The organism is Virgibacillus dakarensis (assembly GCF_900155625.1).
Taxonomy (GTDB): Bacteria; Bacillota; Bacilli; order Bacillales; family Amphibacillaceae; genus Lentibacillus_C; species Lentibacillus_C populi.
The window spans coordinates 2,644,875-2,662,594 of record NZ_LT732554.1 but is presented as its reverse complement, the minus strand read 5'-3'; the positions used below and the strand labels follow the sequence as shown (position 1 = coordinate 2,662,594).

The 17,720-nt window shown below is 43.0% G+C and carries 17 protein-coding genes and 1 riboswitch; of the genes, 1 reads left to right on the top strand and 16 read right to left on the bottom strand.

Going from position 1 to position 17,720, the window contains the following annotated elements; translation table 11 throughout:
* From CZ382_RS22340 to CZ382_RS22265, 16 genes are all read right to left on the bottom strand, one after another.
* Positions 1-1,089, bottom strand: a complete 1,089-nt coding sequence (locus tag CZ382_RS22340) for a sensor histidine kinase (RefSeq protein ID WP_088053270.1) — start codon at positions 1,087-1,089, stop codon at positions 1-3.
* Between the two features lie 117 nt (positions 1,090-1,206).
* The gene (purD, locus tag CZ382_RS22335) at positions 1,207-2,469 is read right to left on the bottom strand and encodes a phosphoribosylamine--glycine ligase (RefSeq protein ID WP_088053269.1); all 1,263 of its coding nucleotides are present in this window, start codon (positions 2,467-2,469) and stop codon (positions 1,207-1,209) included.
* Positions 2,470-2,614: 145 nt separating this feature from the next.
* A complete protein-coding gene (gene purH / locus CZ382_RS22330; RefSeq protein ID WP_088053268.1) occupies positions 2,615-4,138 on the bottom strand; it encodes a bifunctional phosphoribosylaminoimidazolecarboxamide formyltransferase/IMP cyclohydrolase in 1,524 nt (507 codons plus the stop codon).
* Complete coding sequence (gene purN, locus CZ382_RS22325) at positions 4,138-4,713, bottom strand: phosphoribosylglycinamide formyltransferase (protein WP_088053267.1); 576 nt, start codon at positions 4,711-4,713, stop codon at positions 4,138-4,140. The genes purH and purN overlap by 1 nt, the downstream gene beginning before the upstream one ends.
* Entirely contained in the window at positions 4,713-5,726 is a 1,014-nt protein-coding gene (gene purM / locus CZ382_RS22320; RefSeq protein WP_088053266.1) for a phosphoribosylformylglycinamidine cyclo-ligase, read from the bottom strand. Before purM ends, purN begins: the two co-directional genes overlap by 1 nt.
* 21 nt (positions 5,727-5,747) lie before the next feature.
* Positions 5,748-7,154, bottom strand: a complete 1,407-nt coding sequence (purF, locus tag CZ382_RS22315; protein ID WP_088053265.1) for an amidophosphoribosyltransferase — start codon at positions 7,152-7,154, stop codon at positions 5,748-5,750.
* A complete protein-coding gene (purL, locus tag CZ382_RS22310; protein WP_088053264.1) occupies positions 7,130-9,373 on the bottom strand; it encodes a phosphoribosylformylglycinamidine synthase subunit PurL in 2,244 nt (747 codons plus the stop codon). Before purL ends, purF begins: the two co-directional genes overlap by 25 nt.
* Positions 9,357-10,040 carry a phosphoribosylformylglycinamidine synthase subunit PurQ gene (gene purQ, locus CZ382_RS22305; protein ID WP_088053263.1) on the bottom strand — a complete coding sequence of 228 codons (684 nt, stop codon included), beginning with the start codon at positions 10,038-10,040 and terminating at the stop codon, positions 9,357-9,359. The genes purL and purQ overlap by 17 nt, the downstream gene beginning before the upstream one ends.
* Positions 10,037-10,288, bottom strand: coding sequence for a phosphoribosylformylglycinamidine synthase subunit PurS (gene purS / locus CZ382_RS22300; protein WP_088053262.1), 252 nt, complete (start codon positions 10,286-10,288; stop codon positions 10,037-10,039). Before purS ends, purQ begins: the two co-directional genes overlap by 4 nt.
* The gene (purC, locus tag CZ382_RS22295; protein WP_088053261.1) at positions 10,285-10,998 is read right to left on the bottom strand and encodes a phosphoribosylaminoimidazolesuccinocarboxamide synthase; all 714 of its coding nucleotides are present in this window, start codon (positions 10,996-10,998) and stop codon (positions 10,285-10,287) included. The genes purS and purC overlap by 4 nt, the downstream gene beginning before the upstream one ends.
* A 96-nt stretch (positions 10,999-11,094) precedes the next feature.
* Positions 11,095-12,390 (bottom strand): adenylosuccinate lyase, encoded by a 1,296-nt coding sequence (gene purB / locus CZ382_RS22290; RefSeq protein ID WP_088053260.1) that lies wholly within the window; start codon positions 12,388-12,390, stop codon positions 11,095-11,097.
* Positions 12,383-13,516, bottom strand: a complete 1,134-nt coding sequence (purK, locus tag CZ382_RS22285) for a 5-(carboxyamino)imidazole ribonucleotide synthase (RefSeq protein ID WP_088053259.1) — start codon at positions 13,514-13,516, stop codon at positions 12,383-12,385. The genes purB and purK overlap by 8 nt, the downstream gene beginning before the upstream one ends.
* Entirely contained in the window at positions 13,503-13,994 is a 492-nt protein-coding gene (gene purE / locus CZ382_RS22280) for a 5-(carboxyamino)imidazole ribonucleotide mutase (protein WP_088053258.1), read from the bottom strand. Before purE ends, purK begins: the two co-directional genes overlap by 14 nt.
* A gap of 13 nt (positions 13,995-14,007) precedes the next feature.
* Positions 14,008-14,262 (bottom strand): hypothetical protein, encoded by a 255-nt coding sequence (locus CZ382_RS22275; protein ID WP_088053257.1) that lies wholly within the window; start codon positions 14,260-14,262, stop codon positions 14,008-14,010.
* Positions 14,260-14,360: riboswitch (purine riboswitch) on the bottom strand. It overlaps the preceding gene by 3 nt.
* Positions 14,361-14,525: 165 nt before the next feature.
* The gene (locus CZ382_RS22270) at positions 14,526-15,929 is read right to left on the bottom strand and encodes an IS4 family transposase (RefSeq protein ID WP_230856030.1); all 1,404 of its coding nucleotides are present in this window, start codon (positions 15,927-15,929) and stop codon (positions 14,526-14,528) included.
* 325 nt (positions 15,930-16,254) lie between these two features.
* Positions 16,255-16,857, bottom strand: coding sequence for a DUF2179 domain-containing protein (locus CZ382_RS22265; protein WP_230856102.1), 603 nt, complete (start codon positions 16,855-16,857; stop codon positions 16,255-16,257).
* 228 nt (positions 16,858-17,085) lie between these two features.
* Here CZ382_RS22265 and CZ382_RS22260 point away from each other — a divergent pair, with 228 nt between their 5' ends.
* A complete protein-coding gene (locus tag CZ382_RS22260; protein WP_088053256.1) occupies positions 17,086-17,517 on the top strand; it encodes an Hsp20/alpha crystallin family protein in 432 nt (143 codons plus the stop codon).
* The last annotated feature ends 203 nt before the right edge of the window (positions 17,518-17,720 follow it).

The following is a 17,720-nucleotide window of genomic DNA, read 5'->3' as shown; positions in this document are numbered from 1 at the left end:
TCACATCACCCCTTTCGGAAGGGTAAAGCAAATACTTGTTCCTTCCCCAAGTTCACTTTCCGCCCAAACGCTGCCGCCATGTGCCTCTATTATGCTCTTTACAATTGTTAATCCCAACCCGCTTCCACCAGTTGCTGAATTTCTTGATGCATCGGTACGATAAAACTGATCAAAAACAAAAGGAACAGCATCCTTCGATATCCCGCTTCCATTATCGCTTATTTGCACAACTGCCTGATCGGATTCCTGAGTAAGTCGGATACTAATCTTTTTTTCATGTTTATCCATGTATTTTAAACTGTTTTGGACTATATTCCATATGACCCGTCCCAATTTTTCCCGATCCGCTTTGACAATATAACGTTCTTCCGGATTGACCATAAATGAAACGGATCCATTATTTTGCTCCAGTTCGTAACTAAGCTCTTCAATAAAATCGGCTAAATAGGCTTGCAAATCTAATTCCTCTAAATCAAATGGAAGCTGCTGTAAATCTAGCTTGGAATACATAAATAACTCATCAATTAATTGATCCATTTCATTTGCCTTCGAATAAATCGTTTCGATATAACGGTCCATCTTTTCCGGAGTACTTGCTACCCCATCTCGTATCCCTTTTACATACCCTTTTATTGATGTGATTGGTGTTTTCAAATCATGTGAAATACTGGCAATCAATTCCTTACGGTTTTCATCGTAACGGACTTGGAGATCCCGTGCTTCCTTTAACCTTTGCCGCATCATCTCAAATGTTTCCGATAAATGTCCAAGTTCATCTTTTCCTGTTGGCTGTATATGATAATCGAGATTTCCCTCGCTTATCTCGTTTGCTGCTTTTACCAGCTCCTTAACCGGCAGAATAATACTTCTGGCAACGAAATATGTCAGCAGCCCATTGGTAACAATTAAAACAACCAGTAACCCAATAAACCTTAGTATCATAAAAAATCGTAATTGATTCCCATCTGCGTTGCCGTTAACTAAATGAAATACAACATACCCCAGCAGAATTTCAATTAACAGAAAGGCAGCAATTGGGATCAAAACCATACCGATATTTGATAAAATTAGCCGCTTTTTTATCGACACGCTTTCACCTGCTTTCATGATACATTGTACAGTACACTTATTAAAAATTTATTAAGTTGCAGAAACATGTTACCCGTTTTTACAAATAATATCTTCACAAAGCAAAAAGACACCCTTCTAGAGGATGCCCAATATATGTTTCCCAATATCCTTTCGATAAAAAAACCCATCCATTGGTTCCACATTGGCTAATGTCTGATATACGATATTGGCAGCACTTTCTGGTGAGTTACTCTGGCCGCCAACGAGCAATACCCTGCCGCCATCGGACTGATATGTTTCATTCACACGTGTTGTTCCTGCATGCACGATAAAGGAATTTTCACCAAGCGCAATTTCCGGTAATTCCACACCTTTTTGATAGGAACCTGGGTAACCTTTCGAAGCTACAACAACCCCGGTACAGAAACCATCGTTCCATTCCAGATTAGGGTCCCTTCCATCCATTACGTCCACCATTACTTCAAGCAGATCATTTTTCATTAATGGCAATACCACTTGTGTCTCCGGGTCACCAAAGCGGGTGTTAAATTCAATAACTTTCGGACCATCTGGTGTCATCATTAAACCTGCATATAATATCCCGGTAAACGGACGTCCTTCTACAATTAACCCATCTGCTGCTTTTTTCAGGATATCCTTGTAGGTGTAATCAAGTACATCTCCGGAAATATCGGGAACTGGTGCATATGCTCCCATTCCACCAGTGTTCGGCCCCTCATCTCCGTCAAATGCGCGTTTATGATCTCTTGCTGGAAGCAGCGGATAGACATCTCCTTTATCAACAAACGCCATTAGTGAAAATTCCCGGCCAGTTAGGCATTCTTCAATGACGATCATCGCACCTGCCTCGGCATACTTTTGCCCAACAAGCATATCATCAACCGCCTGCAAAGCCTGTACCTCTGTTTCCGCAACGATAACGCCTTTTCCCGCTGCAAGTCCATCTGCCTTAATCACAATTGGAGCACCTTTGTCCATAATATATTTCTTAGCATCAGCGGCATTGGTAAACGCAGCATAATCAGCTGTTGGAATATCGTATTTTTTCATAAATTCCTTTGCAAAACGTTTACTTCCTTCCAAAAGGGCTGCTTCCTTCGTCGGTGCAAAAATGGCTAAACCATTCTCCTGAAAGCGGTTTGCAATCCCGGCATTCAGTGGATTTTCCGGACCAACAACGGTTAGATCGATTGCCTTTTCCTTGGCAAACTTGACTAATCCGGCAATATCCATTTCATCAATCGCAACACAGGTGGCCTGCTCTTCCATCCCGCCATTTCCAGGTGCAGCATAAAGCTTTGTCACCCGTTCACTTTTAGCAAGTGCCATCACAATACTATGTTCGCGGCCGCCGCGACCGACTACTAATATATTCATCTGCAACCTCCTTGGTTTCAATAGAGTGTTAAAAAATCTGGTGAAAATGCATATCTTTTTAAGTTGGGTGCAAAAAGCCGCCAAATTAGAACCAAGCCCACGAAGCGATCAACGCTTATCGTTTGGCACTTTTTGAACTTCCTCGTCAATGCTTAAAATGCCTCATTCCAGTAAAGACCATGGCAATGCCGTACTCATTACAAACATCAATTGAATCCTGGTCCCGCTTCGATCCACCAGGCTGGATAATAGCTGTAATTCCTGCTTTTGCAGCTGCTTCTACCGTGTCTGGCATTGGGAAAAATGCATCAGATGCCATGACGGCTCCTTTTGTTTTTTCACCAGCCTGCTCAATGGCAATATTCGCGGCGCCAATCCGATTCATTTGTCCGGCACCAACACCAATCGTTTGCTTATCGTTTGCCAGCACAATCGCGTTTGACTTTACATGTTTGACCGCTTTCCAGGCAAATAACAGGTTTTCCAATTCCTGTGCAGTTGGCTTCCGTTTCGTCGTGAATTCCAGATCCGCTTCGGTCACCTTTCCTGTATCATAATCCTGAATGAGCATGCCGCCCATAACACTTGTGATTTTTTGCTTGCCGGTATTCCCGTTCGTCTTATCCAATTCCAGCAGCCGGATATTTTTCTTTTTCGTTAACATGGCAAATGCATCGTCACTAAAATCTGGTGCAATAACAATTTCCAGGAATATGTTACTCAGTTTTTTCGCTATCTTTACGTCAATTTCACGATTGACAGCTACAATTCCACCAAAAATAGAAACCGGATCAGCGTCATATGCTCCGGCAAATGCGGTTTCAGCCGTATCACCAATGCCAATCCCACATGGATTCATATGTTTAACCGCTACAGCAGCTGGCTCGTCGAAATCGGCAATAATTTCAAGTGCTGCATTGGCATCCTGAATATTATTATAGGAAAGCTCTTTGCCGTGAAGCTGTTTCGCGCCAGCAAGTGTTCCTGCTGTATGACGAACATCCTGATAGAATGCTGCTGTCTGATGCGGATTTTCCCCATAACGCAATGTTTGCACCTTTTCATATGTTTTCGTAAGGACTTCAGGGTAAGGCTCTTCTGTGAAATAGTTTGCAATCATCGCATCATAGTTTGCCGTATGGCGAAACACCTTGGCGGCAAGTTCTTTTCGCTTTGCTTCGTCTAGCGTATTTGTTTGGATCGCCGCAAGTACGGCTTCATAATCATCAGGATCAACAACTACTGTTACGTCTGGGTAATTTTTTGCAGCCGAACGCAACATAGTAGGTCCGCCAATATCGATATTTTCCACAATTTCATCTTCCGTCACGCCCGCTTTTTCTAAAGTTGCTTTGAAGGGATATAAATTGACAGCGACTAAATCAATTGGGGTGACACTAATTTCTTGCAACTGTTCCTGGTGACGGTTGTTTTCTCTTTTTGCTAAAAGACTCGCATGAATAAATGGGTGAAGCGTCTTTACCCTGCCATCCAATATTTCCGGAAATCCGGTAATTTCTTCGACAGCCCTAGCTTTGATACCAGCATTTTGGATCGCTTTTAACGTGCCACCGGTTGAAACAATTTCGTAATCATTGTCAATAAGTCCTTTTGCCAAAACTTCGATGTTTGTTTTATCTGAAACGCTGATTAATGCTCGCTTTTTCATCAAGACACTCCCTGTTGTTTGCCTAAAATTTGATTGATTACTTGTGGGTACAATTGATGCTCAACCCGCTGAATTCGCATCTTTAGTGTTTCCTTTGTGTCACCGGGTAAAATCTCGACCTGACGCTGTGCAATGATCGGACCGGTGTCAATTCCTTCGTCAACATAATGAATCGTTACACCTGTCGTTTTAGCCTTTGCCACATAAGCTTGATCAATTGCATCTTTCCCCGGAAATGCTGGTAATAATGATGGATGAATATTTATGATTTTTTTCCTGTAGTGTTTTAGTAAGGTTGGTCCGATTATCCGCATATATCCGGCCAAAAAGATCCACTCGGCTTCAGCAAACTGCAATTTTGCCAGTATTTCCTGCTCGTAATCAAGTTTAGTCGGATACTGTTTCGGGTCAAAGACAAAAACGGGTATACCGAATTTCTTAGCTTTATCAATTACGGTTGCACCGGGTTTATCACAAACTAGCAAAACAATGTCACAGACAAGCTTATTTTCCATCATCGCCTGAAAGTTGCTCCCCGCACCCGATGCGAATACTGCTGCCTTCTTGCGTTCCATCAAAATTGCACCCCTTCATCGGCTGTAACAAACCCAATTACGTTGGCTTTCTCACCATTTCCCTGTAATAGATCAACAGCTTGAAGTGCATCATGTTGATCGACAACAACAGCCATACCAATGCCCATATTAAAGACACCGAACATTTCATCATCGGACATATTCCCCAGACCCTGCAATAACGTGAAGATTTCTGGTTTATCCCAGCTTGCACGATCAATCGAAACACCGAGTCCTCGTGGTAACATGCGGGGAAGATTTTCATAAAATCCACCACCGGTAATGTGGGAAATCCCCTTTACCGCTACTTTCTCCATGAGGGCTTTAATCGGTTTAGCATATATTTTTGTCGGCTCAAGCAGTACATCCTGTAAAGGCTGCTTCATCCCGGCAGCATTTTGCGTTACATCAAGGTCAGCGATTAACTTTCTGACAAGGGAATACCCATTGGAATGGATTCCACTTGACGGCAACCCGATGATCGCATCACCTGCCTTGATTGATTTACCAGTTATCAGCTGTGCTTTTTCCGCAATACCGACCGTAAATCCGGCAAGATCGTATTCATCATCCTGATACATCCCAGGCATTTCTGCAGTCTCACCGCCGATTAATGCAGCTCCTGCCTGAACACAACCTGCAGCAACACCCGCTACGATTTGTTCAATCATCGCTGGGTCATTTTTTCCACAGGCGATGTAATCCAGGAAAAATAGCGGCTGTGCCCCTTGTGCGACAATATCGTTTACACACATGGCAACTAAATCAATACCGACCGAATCATGTTTCCCGAGCTGGTGGGCTAGTTTCAGCTTCGTGCCAACACCATCAGTTCCGGAGACAAGTACGGGTTCTTTAAAACGGAAGTCACTTAGATCAAATAATCCGGCAAATGCCCCGATCCCGCCAAGCACCTCTTTACGGTTCGTTTTGGCAATATGCTTTTTCATTAATTCTACAGCTTGGTAGCCTTTTTCCACATCGACCCCAGCTTCTTTATACCGATTGGACATGTTTCTCCTCCTTTTCCCCCCTTAGTGTGTTACCATTACAGGTGTCTGCCCCTGTTCCTTAACAGGATAATTGCCAGTCATACAAGCTGTACAGATACCCTGATTAAGGCTTTTATCCTTGACGATTGCCTTTTCCAACCCTTTTTCCGATAAATAGGCAACACTATCCGCACCAATGATGTCGCAAATTTCATTAACGGTATAATTCGCTGCAATGAGCTCGTTTCTCGTCGACATATCAATTCCGTAATAGCATGGGTGCTGAATGGAAGGGGAGGCGATCCGCACATGTACCTCTTTAGCACCTGCACTTTTTAGCATTTGCACAATTCGCCTACTCGTTGTTCCCCTTACAATCGAATCATCGATCATCACAATCCGTTTTCCTTCGACAATTCCCCGAACTGGCGCGAGCTTCATTTTCACCCCTTGTTCCCGCAATTCCTGGGATGGTTGAATAAACGTTCGGCCAACATAACGATTCTTGATGATGCCCATTTCGTATGGCAAACCGCTTTCCTCTGCATATCCAATTGCAGCCGAAATACTGGAATCCGGGACACCAACCACAATATCCGCATTGGCTGGGGCTTCCTTGGCTAGTTCCATACCCATGCGCTTCCTTGACGCATGTACATTGACCCGATTCACATCACTATCGGGTCTTGACAAATAAACATATTCCATCGCACACATTTTTCGCTGTTCACGAATGGCAAACCGCTCGGATTCAATGCCGGCATCACTAATTGTCACAAGCTCTCCCGGTAAAACTTCACGAACAAATGTCGCACCAATCTGATCAAACGCACATGTTTCCGACGCGACGACATATGCATCCCCCAGCCTGCCAATGGATAACGGACGTATCCCACTAGGGTCAAGCGCTGCAAACATTTTATCCTCTTTTAAAATAAGGAACGCATAGGCACCAACAATTTTATTAAGTGCCCGGGCAATGGTTTCCGTCGTTGTGTCTTGCCCATCACGTTTAATCAAATGGGCAAGCACTTCAGTGTCTGATGTTGTTTGCAGAATACTACCCATGTTCTCCAGCTCTCCGCGCAGCTGATGAGCATTCATAATATTACCATTATGCGCCAAAGCAAGGCTCGCCGCCTGGGAACGAAATAATAACGGCTGTACATTCTCCAAGCTACTGCCACCTTGTGTCGTGTAACGGACATGACCGACAGCTACACGTCCGGAAAGTTCAGCAAAGTTGGCATCCTTAAATACTTCGTTTACTAATCCCAAGCCTTTATGTGCCTTTAGCACCTCACCGTCGCTCACAACAACACCGGCACCTTCCTGGCCGCGATGCTGTAATGCATGCAATCCGTAATACGTAAGCTCGGCTGCTTTTTCATGACCCCATATTCCAAAAACGCCGCACTCTTCGTTTATACCTTTGATTTCAGCAAGCATGGAATAGCTCCTTTCCAACGTTGACAAAGTGCCTCAGCATCTTCTGCAATTACCTGTTTGCCATTGCCGAATATGGTATACTGACCATCGTCTGTGACAACTCCAATTTGCCGTGCATCATCAATAATTTCTTTAAAGCGTTCCACATCTTCCGGTTTTACCGAAACAAGAAACCGGGATTGTGTTTCACTAAACAGTTCAACGGTCATATCACCAGATAAAGCTGCACGTACACCTAAACCTTTATCCGTAAACACACTTTCAGCCAAAGCAACCGCTAGGCCACCCTCAGAAAGGTCATGTGCCGATTGAACGATACTTTGGCGGATAGCATCCAACAACTGGCTTTGCCGTTTTGCCTCCACTTCTAAATCAATGGCTGGCGCTTTGCCGGAATAGATTTCATCAGTATCCCCTTCTGCCAATATGTTCTGTAGTTCACTACCACCAAATTCCGGCTTTGTCTCGCCAATTAAGAAAATCACGTCTCCTGCTCGCTGAAAAAAGCTAGATGTTACATGGTCTAATGATTCAATCAGACCAACCATTCCGACAACCGGTGTCGGAAAAATTGCTTTTCCCTTTGATTCGTTATACAGGGACACATTTCCGCTGATGACCGGTGTTTTCAATAAGCGGCAAGCAGCACTCATACCAGCAACACTTTTTTCCATTTGCCAAAAAATCTCATGTCTTGTTGGATTACCAAAATTCAATCCGTCCGTAAGCCCAAGCGGCGTTGCACCGGAACAAACGATATTCCTTGCTGCCTCGGCAACCGCGACTTTCCCGCCGGTTTCCGGATCCAGATACATGTACCTGGAGTTGCAGTCTGTGGTCATGGCAAGTGCTTTATCCGTTCCTTTTATCCGGACGATTGCTGCATCCGATCCCGGGGTAATAACAGTATTAGTCTGGACCATGGAATCATATTGGTCATAAACCCATTCTTTACTGGCAATTGTCGGCTGTTCCAATAGCGCTTTTAGTGTTCCAGTAAAATTTTCTACATGGGGGATACTTTCCTCCATCTGCTGGAACCTCCTGAAATATTCCGGTTCTTCAGACAACATATGATAGACTGGTGCCTCTTCCGCCAAAGCATCCACTGGTATATCCGCTACAATATTCCCATGGTGAATCAGGCGAAATGTTTTTTCTTCGATCACTTCACCGACCGCAACTGCTTGTAGCCCATATTTCTCAAAAACATCAATGATTTCCTGTTCGCGGCCTTTTTTAACAACAAGCAGCATCCGTTCCTGGGATTCGGATAGCATTAATTCATAGGCGGTCATGTTTAATTCTCGCTGTGGCACAAGGTCAAGATTCATTTCCATACCTGTTCCTGCTGAGCTTGCCATCTCACTCGCTGATGAAGTCAATCCTGCCGCCCCCATATCCTGCATGCCCACTAATGCATCGGAATGAATCACTTCTAAACAAGCTTCAATTAACAGTTTTTCCATAAATGGATCACCGACCTGAACTGCCGGACGGTCCTTATTCGCATCTTCGGCAAGATCATCGGAAGCAAACGTTGCTCCATGGATACCGTCACGGCCTGTCGCCGCACCAGCATAGATAACCGTATTACCGACTCCTGCTGCAACCCCTTTTTGAATGTCTTCATGGTTAATTAGCCCAACGCACATCGCATTAACAAGTGGATTTCCCTCATAGTTATCATCAAACTGTACCTCACCACCAACCGTTGGCACACCGACACAGTTCCCATATCCGGCAATTCCGTGAACGACTTCCTGAAATAAATACTTCACCCGGTCCGACGTTAAATTGCCAAACCGGAGCGAGTTAAGCAGAGCGATAGGACGTGCCCCCATCGAAAAAACATCACGAATAATTCCACCAACACCTGTTGCTGCACCTTGATATGGCTCCACTGCCGATGGATGGTTATGGCTTTCCACCTTAAATACGACTGCCTGGTTATCACCAATATCAATGATTCCAGCCCCTTCACCAGGACCCTGTAGAACATTGGCTGCTTTCGTCGGGAACTTCTTCAGTAAAGGCTTTGACGTTTTATAACTGCAATGCTCTGACCACATGACAGAAAAAATCCCTATTTCCGTAAAATTGGGCCGGCGTTTTAGAATCGCCTTCACCATGTTATATTCCTGTTCGGAGAGGCCCATGCCTCGATAGATTTTATCCGTTTCAATTTGTTCCGGGCTGATCTCAGACACTTGCAACATAGGAATTCCTCCAATTCATTACGATTGACTGAAAGACTTTTAAGCCGTCAGCACTGCCAAGCAATGCCTCCACCGCACGCTCCGGATGTGGCATCATGCCTAGGACATTCCCTTCTCTGTTGATAATCCCGGCAATATCCTCCGTCGATCCATTCGGGTTCGCTTCATATGTGAAAACGATTTGTTTATTTTTCCGTAATTCTTTAATTGTCGCCTCATCACAAAAATAATTGCCTTCTCCGTGAGCAATTGGAAACTGAACGATCTCATTTTCCTCATATTCACTGGTAAACAATGTTGTATGGTTAGCAACTCTTAACTTTTCCTGATGACACATAAACGCGAGATTTTTGTTGCACAGCATTGCTCCTGGAAGCAGGCCCGCCTCCAGCAAAATCTGAAATCCGTTACAAACACCTAATACGGGCTTCCCTTTAGCCGCATGTGCTTTGATTTGTTTAAGACAATCAGATGTTGCAGCGATCGATCCGGAACGCAAATAGTCGCCATAGGAAAATCCACCTGGTAATAGAATCGCATCATAGTTTGCAAGGTTGCTATTTTCATACCAAACGAGATCCGCTTCCTCGCCCAGAATATCTTTCACCGCATGATACATATCCCGGTCACAATTTGATCCTGGAAAAACAATGACGGCAAATTTCACGAGTGAACAGCCTCCTCTATCTCAAAACGGTAGTCTTCTATAACTGGATTGGCCAGCAATTGTTCACACATTGCTTGCACACGTTCACTAACATTTTCCTGGTCTTCCACATACAGCTCAATATATTTGCCGATACGTGCTTCTTCCACCTCCTGAAATCCAAGCGAATGTAGTGACGTTTGCACTGCTTTCCCCTGAGGATCAAGCACTCCTTGCTTTAACGTAATAAACACGATTACCTTTTTCATGATCTGTCCTCCAGTCGCCTTAAAATCTCGTTATATACTCCCAGCAAATCACCAATATCTTCGCGGAATACGTCTTTATCCATTTTTTCTTCGGTATCCAGATCCCACAAGCGGCATGTGTCCGGGGAAATTTCATCAGCAAGCACGATACACCCACTAGCAAGCCTGCCAAACTCAAGCTTGAAATCTACCAGCTTGAGGTTAATAGATTGAAACAATTCGGATAATACTCGATTAACCTTTAGTGCTGTTTTTTTAATCTCCTCCAGTTCCGCCTCTGTCACATTACATAACACAAATGCATGCTGATCATTGATTAACGGATCGTTCAATGCATCATCTTTATAAAAAAGCTCTAAGACAGGCGGGTCAAAAGGTGTTTTCACCTCGATTGCCAGCCGTTTCGTAATGCTTCCAGCAGCAAGATTACGAACAACAACCTCTAGTGGAATAATTTCCGTTTGCCAAACGAGCTGCTCCGTCTCATTTATTTTTTCAATAAAATGGGTTTCCACTCCATTTTCCAGAAGATACGGGAAAATCTGTGCAGAAATTGCATTGTTCAATCGGCCTTTCCCGGAAAAACTCGCTTTCTTTTTCCCGTTAAATGCGGTCGCATCATTTTTGTAAGCCAAAACAAGCTGATCCATTGTTCCTTCTTTCCGATAGACCTTTTTTGCCTTTCCTTCATATAAAAGTTCCGCCTTCACGATATTCCCCCCGTTTTATAGGATGTGCAAAAAGATCATGGAAGCTTTTTCTAATAGTCTAACCAGAGTCACTGCACTTCCTCTTTTTGCAACTTACTAATTCAGTCCGATTCGCGCAAATATCCGGTCAACATTTTTCAAGTGGTACGTATAATCGAAGCAATCGTCTATTTCTTCCTGTGACAACTTGCTCGTAATTCGTTCACTTTGTTCCACCAGCTCTTTGAAATGGGTTTCCGTTTCCCATGCCTGCATTGCTTTCGGCTGCACGAGATCGTACGCCGCTTCACGCGTCATGCCTTTGTCAATAAGGGCTAGAAGCACACGCTGTGAAAAAATAACCCCATGTGTCTTATCAATGTTCTTTTTCATATTTTCCGGGAACACTGTAAGGTTTTTCACAATATTCCCAAAGCGATTTAGCATATAGTTCAAGGCGATTGTTGTATCCGGCAAAATCACTCGTTCTGCAGAGGAATGGGAGATATCTCGTTCATGCCATAAGGAAACATTTTCGTACGCCGTAACGACATGTCCGCGTACAACCCGTGCCATCCCTGTCATATTTTCTGAACCAATCGGGTTGCGCTTATGCGGCATTGCCGATGACCCTTTTTGTCCTTTTGCGAAAAACTCTTCTACTTCCCGTGTTTCCGTTTTTTGCAAACCGCGGATCTCCGTTGCAAACTTCTCGATCGACGTTGCAACAAGTGCCAGTGCGGCAACGTAATTAGCATGGCGATCACGCTGCAGGGTCTGCGTTGATACCGGTGCAGGTGTCAGTCCTAATTTGTCACAAACATAGGCTTCAACAGCCGGGTCAATATTGGCGTACGTTCCAACTGCACCAGATAACTTGCCAAATTCAATCTGTTTCGCTGCCAACTCAAAACGCTCCAGATTCCGTTTCATTTCTTCATACCACAATGCAAGCTTTAGCCCAAATGTTGTCGGCTCCGCGTGAACACCATGCGTCCTACCCATCATAACCGTATGCTTATGTTCAATTGCTTTCGCTTTTAGTATTTCGACAAAATTGGTGATATCCTTCCGAATGATGTTATTTGCTTGCTTTAATAGATAAGAAAGAGCTGTATCAACAACATCCGTAGACGTTAATCCGTAGTGGATCCATTTCCGCTCTTCCCCGAGTGTTTCGGAAACGGCCCTGGTAAATGCGACAACATCATGTCGTGTTTCCTGCTCAATCTCATAAATGCGATTGATATCAAATGAAGCATGTTGTCGTATCTTGGCAACGTCTTCTTTTGGGATGACGCCAAGCTCACTCCAGGCCTCACATGCCAAAATCTCTACTTCCAGCCAAGCCTTAAATTTATTTTCATCCGTCCAAATATTTCCTATTTCCTCACGTGTATAACGATCAATCATTGTTTTTCCTCCTATATGCATTTACCAAATCACTAACTTCTTCATCCTTGCTTGCGGTAAACGTCACATGCCCCATTTTTCGTTTTGGCTTAACGCCAGCTTTTCCATACAAATGGAAGGATCCCTTTTCCAGGACCGGCATTTTCGTTAATGCATGCTCCATATCGTCACCAAGAATATTCACCATTGCCGCTTTTTGAAGCTGTCTTACTGGGGTTAACGGCAACCCGCAAATTGCGCGAATATGCTGCCCGAATTGTGATATATTACACGCTTCAATCGTGTAATGGCCAGAATTATGCGGCCTCGGTGCCATTTCATTTAAGTAGATTTCGTCCCCTTTTACGAACATTTCAATCGCAAATGTACCAACGATCTGCATTTTTTCAGCTAAGATCGTTGCTGCCTCAACCGCTTTAATCCTTACCTGTTCACTAATGGATGCCGGGGCTTCAGTCTGATACAGAATATGATCCTTGTGTGTATTCTCTGCAATCGGAAAAATTTCTAATCCGCCATTTTGCGTTCTCGTAAACACAACCGAGATTTCTTTATCAAACGGCACCCATTGTTCGATAATGCAATGCTGGTGCTTTTCAGTGAATTCGATTGCCTCTTGTTCTTCGCTTTTCCCGGTCAGTTTGAGTTGACCCTTGCCGTCGTAACCGCCACGGCATGTTTTGATTACAGCGGGAAATGTGGTGTTTTCTAAAGCAGTCTTGCATTCTTCCCCGTTTGTTACGATCGAAAAGTCTGGAACCGGTAATCCCGCTTCCTTCATTTGCTGTTTCTCTTTTTCCCGATTTTGCGTGACCTCCAAGACATGTGCACCTTGTGGCAGTTTTCCCTTTGCTTCTATATATTTAGCGGCTGTAAGGTCAACATTTTCAAATTCGTATGTGACCACATCACTGATTTCCGTCAGCTTCTTAATTGCTTCCATATCGTCGTATGCCGCAACAATATGTTCATCCGCTACTTGCGCTGTCGGACAATTTGGTGTTGGATCAAGAACCGCAATCGTATACCCCATATGCCGCGCCGCAATTGCCATCATTCTTCCAAGCTGTCCGCCGCCGATAATGCCGATCATCTTTGGTGGTAAAATCACATTATTTTTTTGCAAGATCTTCCCTCATTTCCGCAACCTTTGCCTGCATTTTGTCACGATACTGCGTTAGTCTCCCCACAACATCATCGTTAAAAGCCCCGATCATTTGTGCAGCCAGGATTCCAGCGTTTATCGCACCTGCCTTACCAATGGCTACCGTCGCTGTTGGAACACCACCAGGCATTTGCACAATGGATAACAAGGAATCAAGCCCATTCAATGCCTTGCTTTGAACAGGAACACCAATAACAGGCAATGTCGTTTGTGCTGCCACCATTCCCGGCAGATGTGCTGCGCCACCCGCACCAGCAACAATCACCTTCAAACCACGTTCCCGGGCTGATTTTGCATAGTTGAACATCTCATCTGGTGTCCGATGGGCGGAAATAATCTCTTTTTCATACGGGATCTGCAATTCATCCAGCACGTCACATGTATGCTTCATTGTTTCCCAATCCGATATACTGCCCATGATTACGCCAACAAGCGCCATTTTACCCCTCTTTTCATGTGAAATTTCCTAGCTTGATGAACGAGATGTGAACTTCAGCACTTTTATGCCGTTTTTCAGCATTTTCTTCTAGAACTTCAGCACTTTTATTCCAAAATCCAGCATTTTCATGTCGAGGTTCAGCCATTTCGTATCTATCTTCAGCATTTCTCCTTTTTCCATTAAAAAAGTCTATTCGTCTCCCCTCTATTATGAGAGAAGATGAATAGACTTTTTCAAACATCAACAAACAGATCATTGTTATCAACAACGATTCACCCTCCCTCATAGTCCAGCATTTACGGTGCTGGGTAGAAACTTCCAAGCCATATTCTCAGGAAATATATGAGGTACCGTATTTATTTGATTTGATGTCCTTAGCATAGCAAACGGCCTCCATACATGTCAACACAAAATCGAACAATAGATAATTAACACTGATTAACGTTCGGTTTTTAAACTTAAGAACTCAAGTATCGGACATGATAAATAAACCTCAACCTATGGTATAAATAGAACAGAGGTGATTTTATATCATGCTGCACCTGGATTAAGTAACGGGTTACGTAAGAATCCAGGTAATTTGTTAAAAAAGCGATCCAGAAATTCATTAATTTGTTCATCCGTTAGAAGACATTCTTCCGCAAGCATGGATCCTAATACTTCCAGTATGGTCATTAATGCTTCGGCAAAGCGAAGATCATCAAGCTCATCACAGCACATATAGAACAGCTGTCCAAGAGTTTTGGGATCTTCTTCCTCACGGGCGCTCAATGACAACATCATGTAACGCAGAAAGACAATCGTTGTATGTGCAGTCATGGAATCGTAGCTTTGACATTGAAACTCCTTGGCCAGTCGCAAATGAGATTTGACCACCTTGAAAAAGCACTCAATTTCCCAGCGCTTTCCATAAATTCGGATGGCATCTTCTTCCGTATGGGCGAGGTTGGTTGTTAAAAGTGCAAGCCACTTTTTGGAACGGTTTCGATCACGTACGAAAACAATCCGCGCCTGAATTTCATTGCCATTTTCGTCATCGTGACCAAGTCCAACTACGATGCTTGCAAGAATTTTGGCGCGACCACGCTTTTTGCGAACCTTTTTGTAAAGTTGGTTCAATGTGTAAGACTCTCCTTCATATGTATAGTGAATCTTTGGAGAACGTTTAATCATACAAACAACATGGAGAGGGTAGTTTTTCACGATTTTCGATATGATTGCCGGATAAGCAAACCAGCTATCAAAAAGAACGGTTTTCGCGCCAAGCTTTTTTGGATGAATGGAGTCCAAAAGATTGAACATTGTTTCGGTGCTCTTTTGTGTTGCCTCTTGGCGTCTATGATAACCGACTGTTCGCTTGTCTATTTTCGAGTCCATCTCTCGATAACGAGAGGCAACATTTTTGGAGCTTAAAAGCGAAAAAGCAAGTGGCATAAACGTAGCTCCATCAGACCAACCGAGTGTAAGCATACGGAAGCCTTTGAAATATCTCCCGGTTGTGTGATCTTTAACACGTGCAAGCAATTCAACGACCTTACTCCGATTGCGACTAAATAGAGAATCATCAAAGATCAGCACACGATCCCGGTCCTTGGACGTTAATGGGAGAATGTACTTTATAACGAGGTATGATCCAACACATGCAAGAAACTTACGCCAGTTATACGTAGGGTTTTTCAAAAGGTCGTATACAGTATCCTTTTGAAAATGCTTTGGAATTCGTTCGGATTCGAGTGCCCGGGAAAAGCCCATGCCATGAAGAACGAGTGCAAAAATGAATTGAACAATAATACGAGCAGAAACTCCCTTTTCCTTATGAATATTGGACTGATGCAGGAAAGTTCCAATTTTTGCTTGGGTGAAAAAACGCAGCATACGTGAATTTGATTTTTCATTTTCATTAGAATTTGGTAAAATAGTAGACAAGGAAAACATCCTTTCTTTGGTTGGTGTCGTTACCTATATTTTACCAAAGAATAGGGTGTTTTTTGTATTTTTTTGATTTGTTTTTGATAGTAAACCCTGATTTGATATGGGTTTGAACGGATTTTTTTACTCCGAAACTTGAGTTAAGAACCTAATCGGGCCCACCGTTCACATGAATGACTGCCCTGTAACAGATGAAAACAAACCGTTGATATCTCCACCTAAAGCTAACAATAAAAACCCTGTTAGCGAACATTATCGTTAACAGGGTCCTTTATATCTGCATTTCAATTCATAAGTAGTACTTCCCAAAGTGTCATAAGGATTATTCCTGCTATTCTAGATTTGAACCTGTAAATTGCGATTGTGCACCAGGTTTACTACCTACAGATCCCTTTTTGCCCAATCGTCCTCGCCGTACCTGTTTCACCCAAAAACCACCATGAATTTGCTTTGGTTCATATGAGATAATAAATGCTTTTGGATCAATGGTTTTAATTGTCTCATACAGTTTCAGCTCGTATTTTCTTGGAGTAAGAATTTGCATAGCCAAACGATCCCCGTCCATTCCATAAGCAAACCAGCTTGTCACACCATATCCTTTATCTCGTAACTTCCGAGTAAATTCAATGTCTGGATTGGATGAAATAACATTGACCGTTATGTAACCGAGCGCCAGTTTTTCCTCAATTTTTGTCCCGACAATCACACCAATCCCAAACCCAACCGCATATGCGATAATATTTTGGATCTGGTTTAAATTATCAAGCACCAGACCTAAACCTAAAACATAAACAACGATTTCAAACATACTAACAAATGCGGCTAAATACCTGCGCCCTTTCAATGTCAAAATCATTCGCATCGTCGAGAATGAGACATAAACAATATTAATGACAAGAATAATGGCAACCATTACATATGCATTACTCAGCACAACAAATTCCCCCGAACGTTTATTTTAATAGGTAAGAAAGTATAAGAATACGGGCTCTATTCCGCACATGTCAGAGTAGGCCACGTCCAGCACAAGCGCCCAGCTCTTGCGCCTTTGTTCAATATACACAAATCCCCCCAAAATTAAATACTATGACATTCACCCAGTTAAAATAACCTGCATAACCTATTGCATATCATCTAATTCAGGAACAAAGAGGGTGTAATAATGGATCCGTTTAAACAAATGGCTGATTGGAAAAAGAATATGGATACATTTTTTGGCGAAAATTTTTGGAACGAGTTTGAAGGTATTATAAAACCTACTATTCCACAAATCAACATGTATCAAACGGAAAATGAGGTTACATGCCTGATAAGTATTCCCGGATTAACCGATTTAAACAAAGTGGATATATATGTGGATTACACGGTGCTTGAAATAAATGGGGTAATAGATGTTAATCATAGTGGCGGAACAGTGCTAAACGAGGAAATTTTGCAAGGCGTATTTGAACGAAAAATAAATCTGCCATTTCCAGTAAGGTCGGACAAAATAAAAGCAAGTTACCGGGATGGGATTGTGTTTATTCAATTATACCGCTTGATTTCAAACACCAGCAGCAAACATCGTGTACCAGTCAAATTGCTTGCAGATTGATGAACATGTATTTCTCTAACGGGCTGGAATCAGCGGGATATTCAGCCCTTTATTATATAACTGAATAGGTCTGTTAAACATTGACCTATCCTTAAGTCTTTTTTGAAATTCTTCCAAGGTAAACAATATTCCTTCTCATGTAAAAATTTCCCTTTTAAAAACTTTCCAATAGTACGTAAGATGAATTAGGAAGTTTATCGGTG

Coding starts and splice junctions, on each gene's coding strand:
- purB (WP_088053260.1), bottom strand. CDS start 12,390: ATGATTGATCGTTATACACGTGAGGAAATAGGAAATATTTGGACGGAT.
- purH (WP_088053268.1), bottom strand. CDS start 4,138: ATGAAAAAGCGAGCATTAATCAGCGTTTCAGATAAAACAAACATCGAA.
- purS (WP_088053262.1), bottom strand. CDS start 10,288: ATGAAAAAGGTAATCGTGTTTATTACGTTAAAGCAAGGAGTGCTTGAT.
- purL (WP_088053264.1), bottom strand. CDS start 9,373: ATGTTGCAAGTGTCTGAGATCAGCCCGGAACAAATTGAAACGGATAAA.
- purM (WP_088053266.1), bottom strand. CDS start 5,726: ATGTCCAATCGGTATAAAGAAGCTGGGGTCGATGTGGAAAAAGGCTAC.
- CZ382_RS22270 (WP_230856030.1), bottom strand. CDS start 15,929: ATGTTTTCCTTGTCTACTATTTTACCAAATTCTAATGAAAATGAAAAA.
- CZ382_RS22260 (WP_088053256.1), top strand. CDS start 17,086: ATGGATCCGTTTAAACAAATGGCTGATTGGAAAAAGAATATGGATACA.
- purN (WP_088053267.1), bottom strand. CDS start 4,713: ATGGAACGCAAGAAGGCAGCAGTATTCGCATCGGGTGCGGGGAGCAAC.
- purE (WP_088053258.1), bottom strand. CDS start 13,994: ATGGCGCTTGTTGGCGTAATCATGGGCAGTATATCGGATTGGGAAACA.
- purF (WP_088053265.1), bottom strand. CDS start 7,154: ATGCTTGCTGAAATCAAAGGTATAAACGAAGAGTGCGGCGTTTTTGGA.
- purD (WP_088053269.1), bottom strand. CDS start 2,469: ATGAATATATTAGTAGTCGGTCGCGGCGGCCGCGAACATAGTATTGTG.